14 protein-coding genes are annotated in these 16,840 nt (G+C 64.1%); 13 read left to right on the forward strand and 1 reads right to left on the reverse strand.

Annotated features, from left to right (window positions below; all coding sequences use genetic code 11):
• Positions 1–192: 192 nt before the first annotated feature.
• The 6 genes from IFU00_05570 (at position 193) to IFU00_05595 (ending at position 8,154) form a co-directional block, all read left to right on the forward strand.
• Positions 193–3,048 (forward strand): 2-oxoglutarate dehydrogenase E1 component, encoded by a 2,856-nt coding sequence (locus IFU00_05570; GenBank protein ID MBD8541755.1) that lies wholly within the window; start codon positions 193–195, stop codon positions 3,046–3,048.
• Positions 3,049–3,123: 75 nt separating this feature from the next.
• Positions 3,124–4,395: a 2-oxoglutarate dehydrogenase complex dihydrolipoyllysine-residue succinyltransferase gene (gene odhB, locus IFU00_05575; GenBank protein ID MBD8541756.1), complete on the forward strand. Its 1,272-nt coding sequence runs from the start codon at positions 3,124–3,126 to the stop codon at positions 4,393–4,395.
• A gap of 54 nt (positions 4,396–4,449) precedes the next feature.
• Positions 4,450–4,803, forward strand: a complete 354-nt coding sequence (locus IFU00_05580) for a PspC domain-containing protein (GenBank protein ID MBD8541757.1) — start codon at positions 4,450–4,452, stop codon at positions 4,801–4,803.
• A 15-nt stretch (positions 4,804–4,818) separates the two neighbouring features.
• Positions 4,819–6,249 (forward strand): dihydrolipoyl dehydrogenase, encoded by a 1,431-nt coding sequence (gene lpdA / locus IFU00_05585; protein MBD8541758.1) that lies wholly within the window; start codon positions 4,819–4,821, stop codon positions 6,247–6,249.
• A 91-nt stretch (positions 6,250–6,340) separates the two neighbouring features.
• Positions 6,341–7,438, forward strand: coding sequence for an AFG1 family ATPase (locus tag IFU00_05590; protein ID MBD8541759.1), 1,098 nt, complete (start codon positions 6,341–6,343; stop codon positions 7,436–7,438).
• Positions 7,439–7,467: 29 nt separating this feature from the next.
• Positions 7,468–8,154, forward strand: coding sequence for a hypothetical protein (locus IFU00_05595; protein ID MBD8541760.1), 687 nt, complete (start codon positions 7,468–7,470; stop codon positions 8,152–8,154).
• Here IFU00_05595 and IFU00_05600 read toward each other — a convergent pair.
• Positions 8,151–8,915, reverse strand: a complete 765-nt coding sequence (locus IFU00_05600) for a serine/threonine-protein phosphatase (GenBank protein MBD8541761.1) — start codon at positions 8,913–8,915, stop codon at positions 8,151–8,153. The genes IFU00_05595 and IFU00_05600 overlap by 4 nt on opposite strands.
• Positions 8,916–9,108: 193 nt before the next feature.
• On the opposite strand from IFU00_05600, the gene IFU00_05605 reads away from it, so the two are divergent.
• The 7 genes from IFU00_05605 (at position 9,109) to rlmD (ending at position 16,657) form a co-directional block, all read left to right on the forward strand.
• Positions 9,109–9,309 (forward strand): DUF465 domain-containing protein, encoded by a 201-nt coding sequence (locus IFU00_05605; protein ID MBD8541762.1) that lies wholly within the window; start codon positions 9,109–9,111, stop codon positions 9,307–9,309.
• Between the two features lie 120 nt (positions 9,310–9,429).
• Positions 9,430–11,460 carry an ATP-dependent DNA helicase gene (locus IFU00_05610; protein ID MBD8541763.1) on the forward strand — a complete coding sequence of 677 codons (2,031 nt, stop codon included), beginning with the start codon at positions 9,430–9,432 and terminating at the stop codon, positions 11,458–11,460.
• A 184-nt stretch (positions 11,461–11,644) separates the two neighbouring features.
• Positions 11,645–12,394, forward strand: a complete 750-nt coding sequence (gene surE, locus IFU00_05615; GenBank protein MBD8541764.1) for a 5'/3'-nucleotidase SurE — start codon at positions 11,645–11,647, stop codon at positions 12,392–12,394.
• Entirely contained in the window at positions 12,391–13,239 is an 849-nt protein-coding gene (locus IFU00_05620; GenBank protein MBD8541765.1) for a protein-L-isoaspartate(D-aspartate) O-methyltransferase, read from the forward strand. The genes surE and IFU00_05620 overlap by 4 nt, the downstream gene beginning before the upstream one ends.
• 53 nt (positions 13,240–13,292) lie before the next feature.
• Entirely contained in the window at positions 13,293–14,171 is an 879-nt protein-coding gene (locus tag IFU00_05625; protein ID MBD8541766.1) for a peptidoglycan DD-metalloendopeptidase family protein, read from the forward strand.
• A 6-nt stretch (positions 14,172–14,177) separates the two neighbouring features.
• The gene (gene rpoS, locus IFU00_05630; protein MBD8541767.1) at positions 14,178–15,173 is read left to right on the forward strand and encodes an RNA polymerase sigma factor RpoS; all 996 of its coding nucleotides are present in this window, start codon (positions 14,178–14,180) and stop codon (positions 15,171–15,173) included.
• Positions 15,174–15,286: 113 nt separating this feature from the next.
• The gene (rlmD, locus tag IFU00_05635; GenBank protein ID MBD8541768.1) at positions 15,287–16,657 is read left to right on the forward strand and encodes a 23S rRNA (uracil(1939)-C(5))-methyltransferase RlmD; all 1,371 of its coding nucleotides are present in this window, start codon (positions 15,287–15,289) and stop codon (positions 16,655–16,657) included.
• The last annotated feature ends 183 nt before the right edge of the window (positions 16,658–16,840 follow it).

Raw genomic sequence — 16,840 nt, forward strand, 5'->3', positions numbered from 1 at the left:
CCCCGCATGGGATCATGCGTTACAATCATGAGCGCAAACAGGCAGGATTTTGCACATGTATCGGTACTGAAACAGTCCTTCCCCCACAACTTGATGTCTTGAAGTGCAATCCGCTAAACGGTCAGGCCGTGTCGCGGAAGGTTAAATAACCCGCCCAACCCTCGCGAAGCGCGAAAAGAAAGGTGAGCAAGAATGATGCAACAACAAAACGCCAACTCATACCTGTTCGGCGGCAATGCCCCGTACGTGGAAGAGTTGTACGAGGCCTATCTGGACAATCCGACGTCGGTGCCAGAAAACTGGCGCGCCTACTTCGACCAGATGCAGCACGTGCCGGCCGTCGATGGCTCGAACCGTCCTGACGTCGTCCATTCATCGGTCATTGCGTCGTTCGCCGAACGCGCCAAGCAAGGCCCGATCCGCACCGTGGTCGCTTCGGCTGACTCCGAATTGGGCCGCAAGCGCGTCGCCGTGACCCAGATCACCGCCGCCTACCGTTACCTCGGTTCGCGCTGGGCCAACCTGGATCCGCTTCAGCGCCAGGAACGTCCACTGCTGCCAGAACTCGATCCTGCGTTCTACGGCTTCACCGAGTCCGACATGGACACGGTCTTCAACATCACCAATACGTATTTCGGTCAAGACACCGCGCCCCTGCGCGATATCCTGAACATGCTGCGTGACACGTACACCCGCTCGATCGGTGCCGAGTTCATGTACATCAGCGATCCGACCGAAAAACGCTGGCTGCAAGAGCGTCTGGAATCGATCCGTTCGACCCCGACCTTCTCGGCCGAAAAGAAAAAACACATCCTCGAGCGCCTGACCGCGGCCGAAGGCCTCGAGCGCTACCTGCACACCAAGTACGTCGGCGCCAAGCGCTTCTCGCTCGAAGGTGGCGAATCATTCATCGCGTCGATGGACGAAGTCATCCAGCGCGCCGGTGAAAAGGGCGTCCAGGAAATCGTTATCGGCATGGCCCACCGCGGCCGCCTGAACGTCCTGGTCAACACCCTGGGCAAGAGCCCGGCCGACCTGTTCGAAGAATTTGAAGGCAAGCACGCCGACGACCTGCCAGCCGGTGACGTCAAGTACCACCAGGGCTTCTCGAGCGACATCACCACGCCAGGCGGTCCGGTTCACCTGTCGCTGGCCTTCAACCCGTCCCACCTCGAGATCGTCAACCCGGTTGTCGAAGGTTCGGTCAAGGCGCGCATGGAACGCCGTGGCGACCGCAAGGGCAAGGAAGTGCTGCCGATCCTGGTGCACGGCGACGCTGCATTCGCCGGCCAGGGCGTGGTCATGGAAACCCTGAACCTGGCGCAGACCCGCGGCTACGGTACGGGCGGTACGGTCCACATCGTCATCAACAACCAGATCGGTTTCACGACGTCGGATCCGCGCGATGCGCGCTCGACGCTGTACTGCTCGGACGTCGTCAAGATGATCGAAGCGCCGGTGCTGCACGTGAACGCCGACGATCCTGAAGCCGTCGTGCTGGCGAGCCAGATCGCGCTCGACTACCGCGCCGAATTCGGCAAGGACGTCGTCGTCGACATCATCTGCTACCGCAAGCTGGGCCACAACGAGCAGGATACGCCAGCGCTGACCCAGCCGCTGATGTACAAGAAGATCGCCAAGCACCCGGGTACCCGCAAGCTGTACGCCGAAAAGCTGGCAGCGCAGGGCACCATCGAAGCCGATGGCGGCGACAAGCTCGTCGCTGCGTTCCGCGATGCGATGGACGCCGGCAAGCACACGGTCGATCCGGTGCTGACCAACTTCAAGAACAAGTACGCCGTCGACTGGGCGCCGTTCCTGAACAAGAAGTGGACCGACGCGGCCGATACGGCTGTGCCGCTGACCGAACTGAAGCGCCTGGCGCAACGCATCACCACCACGCCAGAAAACTTCAAGCCGCACTCGCTGGTCGACAAGGTGCTGGCTGACCGCGCCAATATGGGCCGCGGCGAAGTCAACCTCGACTGGGGCATGGGTGAACACCTGGCCTACGCGTCGCTGTTGTCGTCGGGTTACGCCATCCGCCTGTCGGGCCAGGATGCGGGCCGCGGCACGTTCGTGCACCGCCACGCCGTGCTGCACGACCAGAACCGTGAACGTTGGGACCAGGGCATCTACCTGCCGCTGGCCAATGTGTCCGAGAACCAGGCCAACTTCACCGTGATCGACTCGGTGCTGTCCGAAGAAGCCGTGCTCGCGTTCGAGTATGGTTTCTCGACCGCCGAACCGAACACGCTGACGATCTGGGAAGCCCAGTTCGGCGACTTCGTCAACGGCGCGCAAGTCGTCATCGACCAGTTCATCGCCTCGGGCGAAGTGAAGTGGGGCCGCGCGTCGGGCCTGGTCATGATGCTGCCACACGGCTACGAAGGCCAGGGTCCGGAGCACTCGTCGGCACGTATCGAGCGATTCCTGCAACTGTGCGCAGACAACAATATGCAAGTGGTCCAGCCAACGACCGCCGCCCAGATCTTCCACCTGCTGCGTCGCCAGATGGTGCGCCAGTTCCGCAAGCCACTGGTGATCTTCACGCCGAAGTCGCTGCTGCGTAACAAGGATGCCGGTTCGCCGCTGACCGACCTGGCCAAGGGCGGTTTCCAGACCGTGATCGGCGAATGCGACGAGAAGATCGACGCATCGAAGGTCAAGCGCGTGCTGGTCTGCTCGGGCAAGGTCTACTTCGACCTGGTCAATGCACGCAAGGCGCGCAACGTGACCGACACCGCGATCATCCGCATGGAACAGATGTACCCGTTCCCGCACAAGTCGTTCGGCGCCGAACTGAAAAAGTTTCCGAACGCCGGCGAAGTGGTGTGGGTGCAGGACGAGCCGCAAAACCAGGGTCCATGGTTCCAGATCCAGCACAACATCTTCGAAGGCATGGAAGATGGCCAGCGCCTGGCGTACGCCGGCCGCGCCGCCTCGGCGTCGCCTGCGGTCGGTTATGCCGACAAGCACATCGCGCAGCAGAAAGAACTGCTGGAGACGGCGTTCTCGAAGCTCAAGGGCTTCATCCTGACGAAGTGATCACCAATAAGTAAGACCACGACCCCGGCGCGACGCGTCGGGGTTTCTTGCAAAGAATAATTACTGGAGTTTTAAATGGCACAAATCGAAGTCAAGGTCCCTGTATTGTCGGAATCGGTTGCTGAAGCGACCCTGCTGTCCTGGCACAAGAAAGTCGGCGAGTCCGTCGATCGCGACGAGAACATGATCGACATCGAGACCGACAAGGTGGTCCTGGAACTGCCAGCGCCAAGCGCCGGCGTGATCGTGCAACTGCTCAAGGCCGACGGCGCAACCGTCGTCGCCGGTGAAGTCATCGCCGTCATCGACACCGAAGCATCGGCGCAGACCAGCCCGCTGCCAGTGAAAGCCATTCCATCGGCCGCGCCAAACGCACCGATCGCTGCCGCGCCATCGCAAGCGGCTCCGGAAGCTGCCTCGAACCAGTCGAAGGCTGGCGTCGCGATGCCTGCCGCTGCCAAGATCCTGGCTGACAACAACATGAACGCCGCTGGCGTCGATGGTTCGGGCCGTGATGGTCGCGTGACCAAGGGCGACGCCCTGGCCGCCGTTGCCAACAAGCCAGCCGCTGCACCAGCACCAGCTGCCGCACCTGCCAAAGCGCCACTGCAGCAAGTCGCTGCCGCCGCGCCTGCCAGCCAGGGCGACCGTCCGGAAGAGCGCGTGCCGATGAGCCGCCTGCGCGCCCGTATCGCCGAGCGCCTGCTGCAATCGCAGTCGACCAACGCCATCCTGACCACGTTCAACGAAGTGAACATGGCGCCAGTCATGGACCTGCGTAACAAGTACAAGGACAAGTTCGAGAAAGAGCACGGCGTCAAGCTGGGCTTCATGTCGTTCTTCGTCAAGGCTGCCGTTGCCGCACTGAAGAAGTACCCAGTGCTGAACGCGTCGGTCGACGGTAACGACATCGTCTACCACGGCTACTTCGACATCGGTATCGCTGTCGGTTCGCCACGTGGCCTGGTGGTGCCGATCCTGCGCAACGCCGACCAGATGTCGATCGCCGATATCGAAAAGAAAATCGGTGAATTCGGCCAGAAAGCCAAGGAAGGCAAGCTGACCCTGGACGATCTGAACGGCGGTACGTTCTCGATCTCGAACGGCGGCGTGTTCGGTTCGATGATGTCGACCCCGATCATCAACCCGCCACAGTCGGCCATCCTGGGCGTGCACGCGACCAAGGACCGCGCGGTCGTCGAAAACGGTCAGATCGTGATCCGTCCGATGAACTACCTGGCCATGTCGTACGACCACCGCATCATCGACGGCCGCGAAGCCGTCCTGGGCCTGGTCGCGATGAAGGATGCGCTGGAAGACCCGGCCCGCCTGCTGCTGGACCTGTAAGTCTCAACCTGGCCGGCGCCCCGTGGCGCCGGTCATAGTTTGCCGGAGAACGACATGCTGTCAGACGAAATCAAGCGGCTGCACGAGCTGCACCAGGCGGGCGCGCTGTCCGACGCCGAATTCGAACAGGCCAAGGCGCGCATTCTGTCCGGCGCGTCTACCGTCAGCCTGACGAAGGAGAGCGCATTCACGAGCGGCTCGTCGTTCGACACGCACCGCGATGATCTGCTGAGTGGCCTGCGCCGCACGCGGCTCGATCGCTGGCTCGGCGGCGTGTGTGGCGGCCTGGCGCGCACCTATGGCCTCGAGTCGTGGGTCTGGCGCCTGATCTTCGTGCTGTTCGTCCTGACGTTCGGCTTCGGCATCCTGATCTACCTGCTGCTGTGGGTATTTGTTCCGGAAGAATAAAAAAGGAATCATGTAATGAGCGATAAACAATTTGACGTCGTCGTCATCGGCGGCGGTCCTGGCGGTTACATTGCTGCCATCCGCGCAGCCCAGCTGGGCTTCAAGGTTGCCTGTATCGACGAATGGAGCAACGCTGCCGGCAAGCCTGCGCCGGGCGGCACCTGCACCAACGTCGGCTGCATCCCGTCGAAAGCACTGCTGCAGTCGTCCGAGCACTTCGAGCACGCCGGTCACGCGTTTGCCGACCACGGCATCAATGTCTCGGGACTCGAGCTCGACCTGGGCAAGATGCTGGGTCGCAAGGATACGATCGTCAAGCAGAACAACGACGGCATCCTGTTCCTGTTCAAGAAAAACAAGGTCAGCTTCTTCCACGGCCGCGGCGCGTTCGCCGGCACTGCCGAAGGCGGTTACACCATCAACGTCAGCGGCCCGACCACCGACACGCTGACCGCCAAGAACGTGGTCATCGCGACCGGTTCGAACGCACGCCAGCTGCCAGGCGCCGAATTCGACGAGAAACTGATCCTGTCGAACGCCGGTGCACTGGCCATCGATGCAGTCCCGGGCAAGCTGGGCGTGATCGGCGCCGGCGTCATCGGCCTCGAAATGGGCAGCGTCTGGCGCCGTGTCGGCGCTGACGTCACCGTGCTCGAAGGTCTGCCGACCTTCCTGGGCGCCGTCGACGAGCAGATCGCCAAAGAAGCGCACAAGCTGTTCGTCAAGCAGGGCCTCAAAATCAACCTCGGTTGCAAGATCGGCGCGATCACCAAGGGCGAGAACAACGTCACCGTGGCGTATGCCGACAGCACCGGCGCCGAGCAGAGCACCACGTTCGACCGCCTGATCATCTCGATCGGCCGCGTGCCGAACACGATCGGCCTGAACGCCGAAGCCGTGGGCGTGCAGCTCGACGAGCGCGGCTTTGTCGTCGTCGACGACGAGTGCCGTACCAACCTGCCAGGCGTGTGGGCAGTGGGCGACGTCGTGCGCGGCCCGATGCTGGCGCACAAGGCCGAAGAAGAAGGCGTTGCCGTGGCCGAGCGTATCGCCGGTCAGCATGGTCACGTCAACTTCAACACGATTCCTTGGGTCATCTACACGTCGCCAGAGATTTCGTGGGTCGGCAAGACCGAGCAGCAGCTCAAGGCCGAAGGCATCGCCTATAAGGCCGGTACCTTCCCGTTCATGGCCAACGGCCGTGCGCGCGCGCTGGGTGACACGTCGGGTATGGTCAAGTTCCTGGCCGATGCCACGACCGACGAAATCCTGGGCGTGCACATCGTGGGCCCAATGGCGTCCGAGCTGATTTCGGAAGCCGTCGTCGCGATGGAGTTCAAGGCCTCGGCCGAAGACATCGCGCGCATCTGCCACGCGCACCCGTCGCTGTCCGAAGCCACCAAAGAAGCCGCTCTGGCGGTGGACAAGCGTTCGCTGAACTTCTAAGCAGCAGAAACTTCGCCGGCATGCTTGCCGGCGCGTGAACTCCATGGGGTGGTCGGCGTCGCCGTCCACCCCATGTTTTTATCGGTATCCCATGAACGTTCAAGAATATTATGTGCACGAGCTTAACGCGCGTGGTTTCACGTCCGACCCCGCGCAGCAAATGGCAGTGGACCGCCTGCAGCAGGCGTACGACGACTGGGTCGCCTACAAGGCCCAGCGGTCGTCCGCTTTCAAGCGTCTGATCAACCGTCCCACGGTGCCCAAGGGCGTCTACATGTGGGGCGGGGTGGGGCGCGGCAAATCGTTCCTGATGGACTCGTTCTACTCGGTCGTGCCGGTGGTGCGCAAGACGCGCCTGCACTTCCATGAATTCATGCGCGCTGTCCACGGGCAACTGGATGAACTGAAGGGCGTGGCCGATCCGCTCGACGAAGTGGCCAAGCGCATCGCCAAGAAATACCGGCTGATCTGCTTCGATGAATTCCACGTCTCGGACATCGCCGACGCGATGATCCTGTACAACCTGCTCAAGGCGCTGTTCGACAATGGCGTCAGCTTCGTGATGACGTCGAACTACGAGCCGTCGACGCTGTACCCGGACGGCCTGCACCGCGACCGCATGCTGCCCACCATCGCGCTGCTGCAGGCCAAGCTGGACGTGCTGAACGTCGATGCCGGCAACGATTACCGCAAGCGCGCGCTCGAGCAGGTCGAAGCGTATTACACGCCGCTCAATGCCGCATCCGACCGCGCCTTGCGCGATGCCTATGCCAAGGTGGCCGACATCGCCGACGAAGCGCCGATCGTGCACATCGAGAACCGCGAAATCCGCGCGCTGCGCCGTGCCGGCGGCGTGATCTGGTTCGATTTCGCCACGCTGTGCGGCGGCCCGCGCTCGCAGAACGATTACCTGGAACTGGCCAGCCAGTTCCACACGGTGGTGTTGTCCGGTATTCCGGCGATGTCGGCCTCGCAGTCGTCCGAAGCGCGCCGCTTCACCTGGCTGATCGACGTGTTCTACGACCACAAGGTCAAGCTGATCATGTCCGCGGCGGTCGAGCCGGAAGAACTCTACACGCAAGGCCAGCTGGCCAATGAATTCCACCGGACCGTATCGCGTATCATCGAGATGCAGTCGCGCGAATACATGCTCTCCGAGCGGCGCGGCGCGGCCGACAAGATCGCCTGATACGGCCAGGCACGACAACAAGGATCCACATGACACGCATTACCACGCTGCGCGCAGGCGCGCTGCTGGCCCTGGCAAGCCTGCTGGCGGCCTGCTCGACGACACAGCCGGCCGCGCCGGAGGTGCCGCCGCCCGCATCGACCTCGACCGCGCAGGCCCAGCAGCGCCTGGAAGCCGTGGCCGCCGAGCGCCGCGCCATCGAAACCCGCTACGCCGAACGCGAAGTGGTCTGCTACGACAAATTCTTCGTGACCCGTTGCCTGGACGAGGCAAGCGAGCAGCAGCGCGTGGCGCTGCTGGAGCAGCGCGCCATCGAGATCGAAGCGTCGCGCTACCTGCGCCAGGCCAAGGTCGATGAACGCGACCGCGCGCTGGCCGTGTCCGAAGCGGCCTTCCAGAAAGAAGAAGCCGAGCTGGCGGCCAATCCACCGGCCGTCAAGGCGCCACCAAGTACTGCCTTGCCAGCGCCGCGCACGACGCCGGCGGAGTCGCGCGCAGCCCGCACCAAACGCCTGCAGGAGAACGCGGCCCGCACCCAGAGCGCCCAGGCGAGGGCAGCCCAGAATGTGGCGGCGGCCGAAGCACGGCGTGTGGAATCGCTCGAGCGTCAGAAGCAGGTCGCGCGTCGTGTCGCCGAGCGCGAGGCAAAGGCCGCCAAGCGCGCCGCTGACGACGCGGCAAAGAAGGCGGGCCAGCCGCCTGCAGCGAGCAACTAGGCGCTGGGCGGTTTGACCAGTTTGACGATGGCCATGGTGCAATTACCGCCCTTGCCCTGAGAACGCTCACCGGCTTTGCTGATGAGCTTTTCGGCGGCCTGGCGCGGCGTGGACTTGGCGGTTACGGCGGCCAGTTCGGCGTCGGTGAAGAAGTGCCACAGGCCATCGGAGCCCAGCAAAAAGCTGTCGCCGGCGACCAGCCCCGTGTGGCTGCCAGTCGTAACGAACGGCTCCTTGCGGCTGTTTCCCAGTACATTGAGCAGCAGCTTGGAGCGGCGGTGGTTGCGCGCCGCATCGGCAGGCAGGCGGTCGCTCGAGATCAGGTGCTCGACATAGGCGACGTCGCTCGTGCGCATCGCGCACTTGTCGTGCTCGAAGCGGTACAGGCGCGAGTCGCCCACGTGGGCCCAGACCGCCTCACCATGCGGACTGATGACCAGGCCGACGAAGCTGGCATGGAGTTCGGTTTTGCCGGCGACGGCGTTCATCTTGATTACCGTGTGGGTTTCGCTGATGATCTCGTGCAGAAGCTGCGCGAGGCGCTCGATGTCCGGATGGTCGCCCGGCTTGAATTCGTCGAATACCTGGCGCGCCGTGTGCAACACCTGTTCGGCCCCGGCCGGGCTGGCGATGCCGTCAGAGAGCACCGCGAGCACATAGCCGGGCGCGCGCGCGCCCGTAAACAGGGCGGCGCGATCGTTTTGTTGGGGACGGTTACCGATGTGTTGCGCGGTACCCGCTTCGATCCTGTAGGAAGTCATAAATGCTTGTTTTCTTAGGCCTGACGCCAATCTTTGTTGGCGGCAATGACCGCGTGGATTAAACTATGCACCGAGAACCAACCAACAAGCAAGAAGATTTGCTTACGGCAATACTGGAAGGCCCGCTGCGCCAGCGCCGACCGGCTCCCATTCCCACAATCCCATCTGTAAACACTGTTTGGAACAGACCATCATGATCGATGTCCAGGACATCCAGCGCCGTATTATTGAACTCGATGTGGAACACCGCGACCTCGATGCCGTCATCGCCATGTTGACGGCGGACGGTCACGCCGACGGGTTACAACTGCGCCGCCTCAAAAAGCGTAAACTGCAGCTCAAAGATCATATTACGCTGCTGAAGATGCAGCTGGTCCCCGATATCCCGGCCTGAGCCATTGCTGCAAGCCACGTTTCTTCAAGATAAGTTACGACACATACATTGACCGACCATCTCCCTGTTCCCGGCCCTGCCGCAGAGCCGGCCGGGACGGCTGGGTCGGCCACTGGCGCCGTGGAAGCACATTCCGCCGCGTCGACCGACTCTGCTACCCCTGCCGGCAAGTACGACGCTGACCTCGACCGCCTGTTCGGTGCGGGCGGCCCGCTCGCGCCCGCCGTCGGCACCTTCAAGCCACGCCAGGCCCAGACCGAGATGGCCAAGGCCGTCGCCCACGCCATCGACAACCAGCAAGTGCTCATGGCCGAGGCCGGTACGGGCACCGGCAAGACCTTCGCCTACCTGGTCCCGGCGCTGCTGTGGGGCGGCAAGACGATCGTCTCGACCGGCACCAAGAACCTGCAGGACCAGTTGTTCATGCGCGATATCCCGACCATCCGCGCCGCGCTGCGCGCACCGGTCTCGGTGGCGCTGCTCAAGGGCCGCTCGAACTACGTCTGCCATTTCCATCTCGAGCGCACGCTGCAGAATGGCCGTCTGACGTCGCGCGATGACGTCGGCCACCTGCGCGAAATTTCGCGCTTCATCAAAATGACCAACTCGGGCGACAAGGCCGAGCTGGCCAAGGTGCCCGAAACCGCCACGGTCTGGAACCTCGTCACGTCCACGCGCGACACCTGCATGGGCGCCGAATGCCAGTACTACCAGGACTGTTTCGTCATGAAGGCCCGGCGCGAAGCGCAGCAGGCCGACATCGTCGTCGTCAACCACCACCTGTTCTTTGCCGATGTGGCCCTCAAGGACACCGGCGTGGCCGAGCTGCTGCCGTCGGCCAACACCATCATCTTCGATGAGGCGCACCAGCTGCCCGACACGGCGACGCTGTTCTTCGGCCAGTCGGTGTCGACCTCGCAGGTGCTCGAACTGTGCCGTGACGTGCTGGCCGAAGGCCTGGCGCATGCGCGCGGTGGCCCGGACTGGGCCAAGGTGGTGACCGTGGTCGAGAAAGCGGCGCGCGACCTGCGCCTGGCGTTTGGTGAAGGCAATCTGCGCCTGTCGCTGCCGCAGATCATGCCCACGTCGCAGTTCTTCCCGGCGCTCGACAAGCTCAAGGCCGAGCTGGCGGGGATGATCACCGTGCTCGAAGAAAACGCCGCGCGCGCCGAAACGATCGAAGCCTGCCGCGTGCGGGCGCACGACCTGGCCGCCGCCATCGACGGCTGGAAGCCCGACGCCAAGGCCCCTGCCGCTGAGCAGGCGGTACTGTGGGCCGAAGCGTTCGCGTCGTCGCTGCAGTTGCACAAGACGCCGCTGTCGATCGCACCGATCTTCTCCAACCAGCGCGAAGGCACGCCGCGCAGCTGGATCTTCACGTCGGCAACGCTGGCAGTCAAAAACGACTTCAAGCATTTCTCCGACCAGCTTGGGCTGACGGGGGAGCCGGCCAAGACATGGCCGAGCCCGTTCGACTACGTGAACCAGGGCTTGCTGTACGTGCCGACCGGCTTGCCGGAACCGCAGGCCGCCGTCTACACCGATGCTGTCGTCGATGCCGCGCTGCCGGTGATCAAGGCCGCTGGCGGGCGCACGTTCTTCCTGTGCACGACGATTCGCGCCGTGAACAAGGTGGCGGAACGCCTGCGGGTGGAGTTTGCCGAGCGCGGCTGGGATTTCCCACTGTTCGTGCAGGGCGAGCGGGGCCGCACTGAATTGCTCGATTCGTTCCGCACCGCCGGCAATGCCGTGCTGGTGGGCAGCCAGAGCTTCTGGGAAGGCGTCGATGTCCGCGGCGATGCGCTGTCGCTCGTGATCATCGACAAGCTGCCGTTCGCACCGCCGGACGATCCGGTGCTGGCCGCGCGTATCGAGGTCATGGAAAAGCAGGGGCTCAACGGCTTCATGCACCACCAGTTGCCCGAGGCGATCATCACGCTCAAGCAGGGGGCAGGGCGCCTGATCCGCGACGTCGACGACCGGGGCGTGTTGATGATCTGCGACCCGCGCCTCATCACCAAGCCGTACGGACGCCGCATCTGGCAGAGCCTGCCGTCGTTCAAGCGCACGCGGGTGCAGGAAGACGTGCTGCGCTTCTTCGATCCGGCGGCAGCAGAGGACGATGACAGCGGCGTCGGCACGGATGCTTGAACCTCAGCCCGGGAGCGTGGTTGTTCGGCTGCTGCCGCTCTTGCCACGCTGCTTGTCAATTCGATAAGACATCCTTCCTGGTGGCGTGTCAAAGCGGCATCCAGCGTCTCGGATCATGAAATCCGGCCGCATTTTTCCGCCACCAGGTGTCGATACAAGCGTTGCTTCAGGTAAAATCGCCTCCATGCGGATACTGATTAGCAACGACGATGGCTATCTCGCGCCTGGCATCCAGGCGCTGGCGGACGCGCTCGCGCCAATCGCCGAGATCGTTGTCGTCGCGCCCGACAGCAACCGCTCGGGCGCATCCAACTCGCTGACACTCGACCGTCCCCTGTCGGTCCACAAGGCGGCCAACGGCTTTTACTTCACCAATGGCACGCCGACCGATTGCGTGCACATCGCGCTGACCGGGATGTCCGACGCGCTGCCCGACCTCGTGGTTTCCGGCATCAACAATGGCCAGAACATGGGCGACGACACGCTGTATTCCGGCACCGTGGCTGCGGCCACCGAAGCGTATCTGTTCGGCGTGCCGGCCATCGCGTTTTCTCAGGTCAACAGCGGCTGGGCCCACGTGGACGATGCGGCCCGCGTGGCACGCGACATCGTCGAGCGCTTCGCGGCGGGCGGGTTTGCCGCCTTGCCGTCGCCGTTCCTGCTCAACGTGAACATCCCGAACCTGCCGTACGAGCAGATCGGCCCGCTGACGCCGGCCCGCCTTGGCCGCCGCCACCAGGCCGAACCCGTCATCCGCGCCCAGGATCCGCGCGGGCGCGAGATCTTCTGGATCGGCGCGCCCGGCGCCTGCCTCGATGCGGGCGAGGGCACCGATTTTCACGCCACGTCACAGGGGCGGGTGTCGATCACGCCGCTGCAGATTGACCTCACCCACAAGACCCAGCTCGATCTGCTGGCTGGAGCCTTGCCATGAAGGACGCGCGTCCGAACTTCCCGTTGCCCCTCTCATCGACGACCAGCGGCATGCGCAAGCCCGGCGCGCCAGCGCCGGTGTTCACGCCACAGACCGCGACCCGCAACGCCGCCAGCGGCAGCAAGGCGCCGCCGGAGGCCGGCCCGGCCGCACGCGCGCCTGGCTATGTGCAGGCCGCGACCGGTGCGCCGACCGCCCAGCGTTCGGACCTGGCTGCCACCGAAGCGGTGCGCCGCGCGATGGTCACGCGCATCGCGCGCCAGGGCGTCAACGATCCGCAGGTGCTGCGCGCCATGGAAATCGTGCCGCGCCATCTGTTCCTCGAGCCCGCGATGTCGGGCCAGGCATATGTCGATGCCTCGCTGCCGATCGGCCATCAGCAGACAATGTCGCAGCCCTACATCGTGGCGCGCATGATCGACATGATGTGCGCTGGCCGCAAGCTCGAACGCGTGCTGGAGATCGGCACGGGCTGCGGCTATCAGGCCGTGGTGCTGTCGTTCGTCGCAAAGGACGTGTATTCAATCGAGCGCATCAAGGCGCTGCACGAGCTTGCCAAAACCAATCTGCGCCCGATGCGCATATCGAACCTGCGTTTGCAGTATGGCGATGGTATGTTAGGCTTGCCGCAGGTGGCGCCGTTCGACGGTATCATTCTCGCGGCCGCCGGCCTCGATGTGCCGCGCGCGCTGCTTGAGCAGCTGGCCATCGGTGCGCATCTGGTCGCGCCCGTTGGCGCCGAGGTGCAGCACCTGCACCGCATAACCCGCACCGGCAAGGCCGAGTGGACCAGCGAAACGCTGGAAGCGTGCCACTTCGTGCCCCTGCGCCCGGGCACCATCTAATTTCAATCTGGGCCGCCAGGCCCGCAGTACGCCGACAAGACTAAAGAATGCCAATGACACAAGCACCGCGTTTCGCCCTCCTGACGATCATCATCGGCCTCGTTGCCGGCTGTTCCACCACGACCCGCCAGGCGCCCGTCGTCGAGCGCGGTACCGCACCCGTCCAGACCCGCCCGGCCCCGGTGCGCGTCGATGATACCCCCAAGCACGACGAGCGCGGCATGTACACCGTGCGCAAGGGCGACACGCTGCTGCGCATCGCCTTCGACTTCGGCCAGAACTACCGCGACCTGGTGGACTGGAACAAGCTGGCCAATCCGGACGACATCAAGGTCGGCCAGGTGCTGCGCGTGAGCCCGCCGGGCGGGGAGCGCACGGCCAACGTCCAGACCCAGCCGATTCCGATGCCGCCGGCCGCCAGCGCGCCGCGCAAGACCGAGCCGCGCGTCGACAAGAAGCCAGCCACCGAGACCACGGTGGCCGATACGCGCCCGAGCGTCCCGGCTGTCACGCCGGTCGTGCCGGCAGCGCCAGCAGCCCCGGTTGCCGGTGCAAGCGACGAAGCGCGCCTGAGCTGGATGTGGCCATCGGAAGGGCGCGTCATCGCCACCTTCGACGACGGCCGCAACAAGGGCCTGGACATCGCCGGCAGGGCTGGCCAGCCCGTGGTGGCCGCCGGTTCCGGCAAGGTCATGTACGCTGGCAGCGGGATTCGCGGTTATGGTAACCTCGTCATCGTCAAGCATAGCAACAGCCTGTTGTCGGCCTACGCGCACAATCGCAAGATTGTCGTGAAGGAAGGCGACAACGTGGCCAAGGGCCAACTGATCGCCGAAATGGGCGATTCCGACGCCGACCTGGTCAAGCTGCACTTCGAAATTCGCCAGCAGGGCAAGCCGGTCGACCCGACGAGGTTCCTGCCCGTTCGATAGGATGGTATGACACAGCCGCCGCACTCGCTCGATTCGCAGGACACCGACGAGTTTCCGGATGACCCGGAAAGCGAGCCGGTGGCTGCTGCGGGCGACGGCGAGCCACTGGCGGTTGCCGTCGTCGTCGATACGGTCGACGAGCTGCGCAAGGTCTTGCAGGCCGAGCTCGCGACCGATACCACCCAGCATTACCTGAACCAGATCGGCACCCGCGCGTTGCTCACCCACGCCGAGGAAGTCCATTTTTCCACGCTGGCCAAGGCGGGGGACTTCGGCGCGCGCCAGACGATGATCGAGCACAATCTGCGCCTGGTCGTCTCGATCGCCAAGCATTACATCAATCGCGGCGTGGTGCTGCTCGACCTGATCGAGGAAGGCAATATTGGCCTGATGCGCGCGATCGACAAGTTCGAGCCCGAGCGGGGCTTTCGTTTCTCGACCTACGCCACCTGGTGGATTCGCCAGAGCATCGAGCGCGCGATCATGAACCAGGCGCGCACGGTGCGCTTGCCCGTGCACATGGTGCGTGAACTCAACGGCGTGCTGCGTGCCAAATATCACCTCGAAGCGCAAACCCACGACGGCAAGGAAGCCTCGAGCGAGGATATCGCCAGCCTGGTCGGCCGTCCGGTCGAGGAGGTGCAAGACATCCTGATGCTGTCCGAACATCCTACTTCGCTCGACGCGCCGCTCGACAACGATCCGCAATCGAGCCTGATGGACGTGCTGCCCGATGACGGCGAGAGCAGCCCCGACGCCCATGCCGAGCAGCAGGAAGCCGCGCTCTTGGTGCGCGACTGGCTGGCGCGCCTGCCTGACAAGCAGCGCCTGGTCGTCACGCGCCGCTTCGGCCTGGACAACGACGAGCCGGCCACGCTCGAGACGCTGGCCGACGAGCTGGGTGTCACGCGCGAGCGGGTGCGCCAGATCCAGCAGGAAGCGCTCGTGAAACTCAAGCGGGCGATGGCCGCCCGTGGCGTGGTCCGCGACGCGCTGTTATGAACCATCGGGGCAGGTTGTAGCGCCTCATCGGTTTCCTTGCTATCATGCGCGCGCCTGTGCGGCCGCGCCGCCAGCGCATCCTCCCCTCGACGCTCACTCCTTTCTGATCGCCCATGCACGACATTTTCATCGACATCAAATCCCTCGACATGGACGGGCGCGGCGTTGGCCACCTCGAGAACGCCGACGGCTCGCCCGGTAAAGTCGTCTTCGTCGAAGGCGCGCTGCCGGGCGAGCGCGTCAGCTACGAGACGCTCAAGAAAAAGAAGAACTGGGAAGCGGGCCGCATGGTCACGCTGCAGCGCGCGTCGTCCATGCGGGTCGAGCCGAAATGCATCCACTTCGGTTACTGCGGCGGCTGCTCGATGCAGCACCTGGAACCGGGCGCGCAGGTCGCGATGAAGCAGCGCGTGCTCGAAGATAACCTCAAGCACATCGCCAAGGTAAAGGCCGAGACCATCCTGCGGCCGATGTACGGCCCGACCTGGGATTACCGTTACCGCGCGCGCCTGTCGGTGCGTAATGTGCCGAAGAAAAACACGGTGATGGTGGGCTTTCACGAGAAAGCCTCGGCGCTGGTGGCCGACATCGTCACCTGCGAGATCCTGCCCGACCACGTCGCGCGCCTGATCGTGCCGCTGCGCGATCTGATCGCAGCGCTGTCGGTCATCGACCATGTGCCGCAGATCGAGCTGGCGATCGGCGAAGAATCGACCGTGCTGGTGCTGCGCATCATGGCGCCGCTCAGCCGCAAGGACGAAACGCTGCTCAAGGCATTCGCCGACACATGGAAGATCCACTGGTGGCTGCAGCCGAAGGGGCCCGATTCGGCGCATCCGTACTATCCGCTGGGCACCGACCTGTACTACACGCTGCCCGAATTCGGCATCCGCATGCCGTTCAAGCCGACCGACTTCACGCAGGTCAACCACCAGATCAACCGCGTGCTGGTCTCGAAGGCGCTGCGCCTGCTCGACGTGCAGCCGACCGACCGCGTGGCCGACCTGTTCTGCGGCCTGGGAAACTTCACGCTGCCGCTGGCAACCCAGGCGCGCGAGGTGGTCGGCATCGAAGGCAGCACCGCGCTGACCGAGCGCGCACTGGACAATGCCCGCGCCAATGGCCTGGCGGCCAAAACGTCATTCTCGACCCGCAACCTGTTCGACGTGACCAAAGAAGACCTCGTGGCGCTGGGCCGGTTCGACCGCATGCTGATCGACCCGCCCCGCGATGGCGCGATGGCGCTGGCGCAGTCGCTGGCCGAGCTGCGCACCACCCACGAGCACCTGATGCCGCAGCGGATCGTGTACGTCTCGTGCAGCCCGTCGACACTGGCGCGCGACGCCGGCATCCTCGTGCACGAAGCCGGCTACGTGATGACGAAGGCAGGCGTCGTCAACATGTTCCCGCACACCTCGCACGTAGAATCCATCGGCGTGTTCGAGCTGGGCGAAAAGCCAGCCCCAGCAGAAGAATGGATCTGAAAAGCCGGGGTCAGGTCTGACATTCGGACACGAGCTCGACAGTCGGGCAGTGGAAGCTAGCCGGCATCGTGCCATGCTAATTTTGAGCGAGACACCGTTGGAGATGGCTAAGGCTGAGGTCGTGTCTGAATGTCAGACCTGACCCCGGCTGTGGAGGTGATCAAGGCTGAGCCCGTGTCCGAA

The organism is Oxalobacteraceae sp. CFBP 8761 (assembly GCA_014841595.1).
In the GTDB taxonomy this organism is placed as follows: domain Bacteria; phylum Pseudomonadota; class Gammaproteobacteria; order Burkholderiales; family Burkholderiaceae_D; genus Telluria.

Excerpts from the sequence above, each read along its gene's own strand:
- odhB (MBD8541756.1), top strand. The coding sequence starts at position 3,124 with ATGGCACAAATCGAAGTCAAGGTCCCTGTATTGTCGGAATCGGTTGCT.
- IFU00_05580 (MBD8541757.1), top strand. The coding sequence starts at position 4,450 with ATGCTGTCAGACGAAATCAAGCGGCTGCACGAGCTGCACCAGGCGGGC.
- lpdA (MBD8541758.1), top strand. The coding sequence starts at position 4,819 with ATGAGCGATAAACAATTTGACGTCGTCGTCATCGGCGGCGGTCCTGGC.
- IFU00_05625 (MBD8541766.1), top strand. The coding sequence starts at position 13,293 with ATGACACAAGCACCGCGTTTCGCCCTCCTGACGATCATCATCGGCCTC.
- IFU00_05605 (MBD8541762.1), top strand. The coding sequence starts at position 9,109 with ATGATCGATGTCCAGGACATCCAGCGCCGTATTATTGAACTCGATGTG.
- IFU00_05600 (MBD8541761.1), bottom strand. The coding sequence starts at position 8,915 with ATGACTTCCTACAGGATCGAAGCGGGTACCGCGCAACACATCGGTAAC.
- IFU00_05620 (MBD8541765.1), top strand. The coding sequence starts at position 12,391 with ATGAAGGACGCGCGTCCGAACTTCCCGTTGCCCCTCTCATCGACGACC.
- IFU00_05570 (MBD8541755.1), top strand. The coding sequence starts at position 193 with ATGATGCAACAACAAAACGCCAACTCATACCTGTTCGGCGGCAATGCC.
- rpoS (MBD8541767.1), top strand. The coding sequence starts at position 14,178 with ATGACACAGCCGCCGCACTCGCTCGATTCGCAGGACACCGACGAGTTT.
- rlmD (MBD8541768.1), top strand. The coding sequence starts at position 15,287 with ATGCACGACATTTTCATCGACATCAAATCCCTCGACATGGACGGGCGC.
- surE (MBD8541764.1), top strand. The coding sequence starts at position 11,645 with ATGCGGATACTGATTAGCAACGACGATGGCTATCTCGCGCCTGGCATC.
- IFU00_05595 (MBD8541760.1), top strand. The coding sequence starts at position 7,468 with ATGACACGCATTACCACGCTGCGCGCAGGCGCGCTGCTGGCCCTGGCA.
- IFU00_05590 (MBD8541759.1), top strand. The coding sequence starts at position 6,341 with ATGAACGTTCAAGAATATTATGTGCACGAGCTTAACGCGCGTGGTTTC.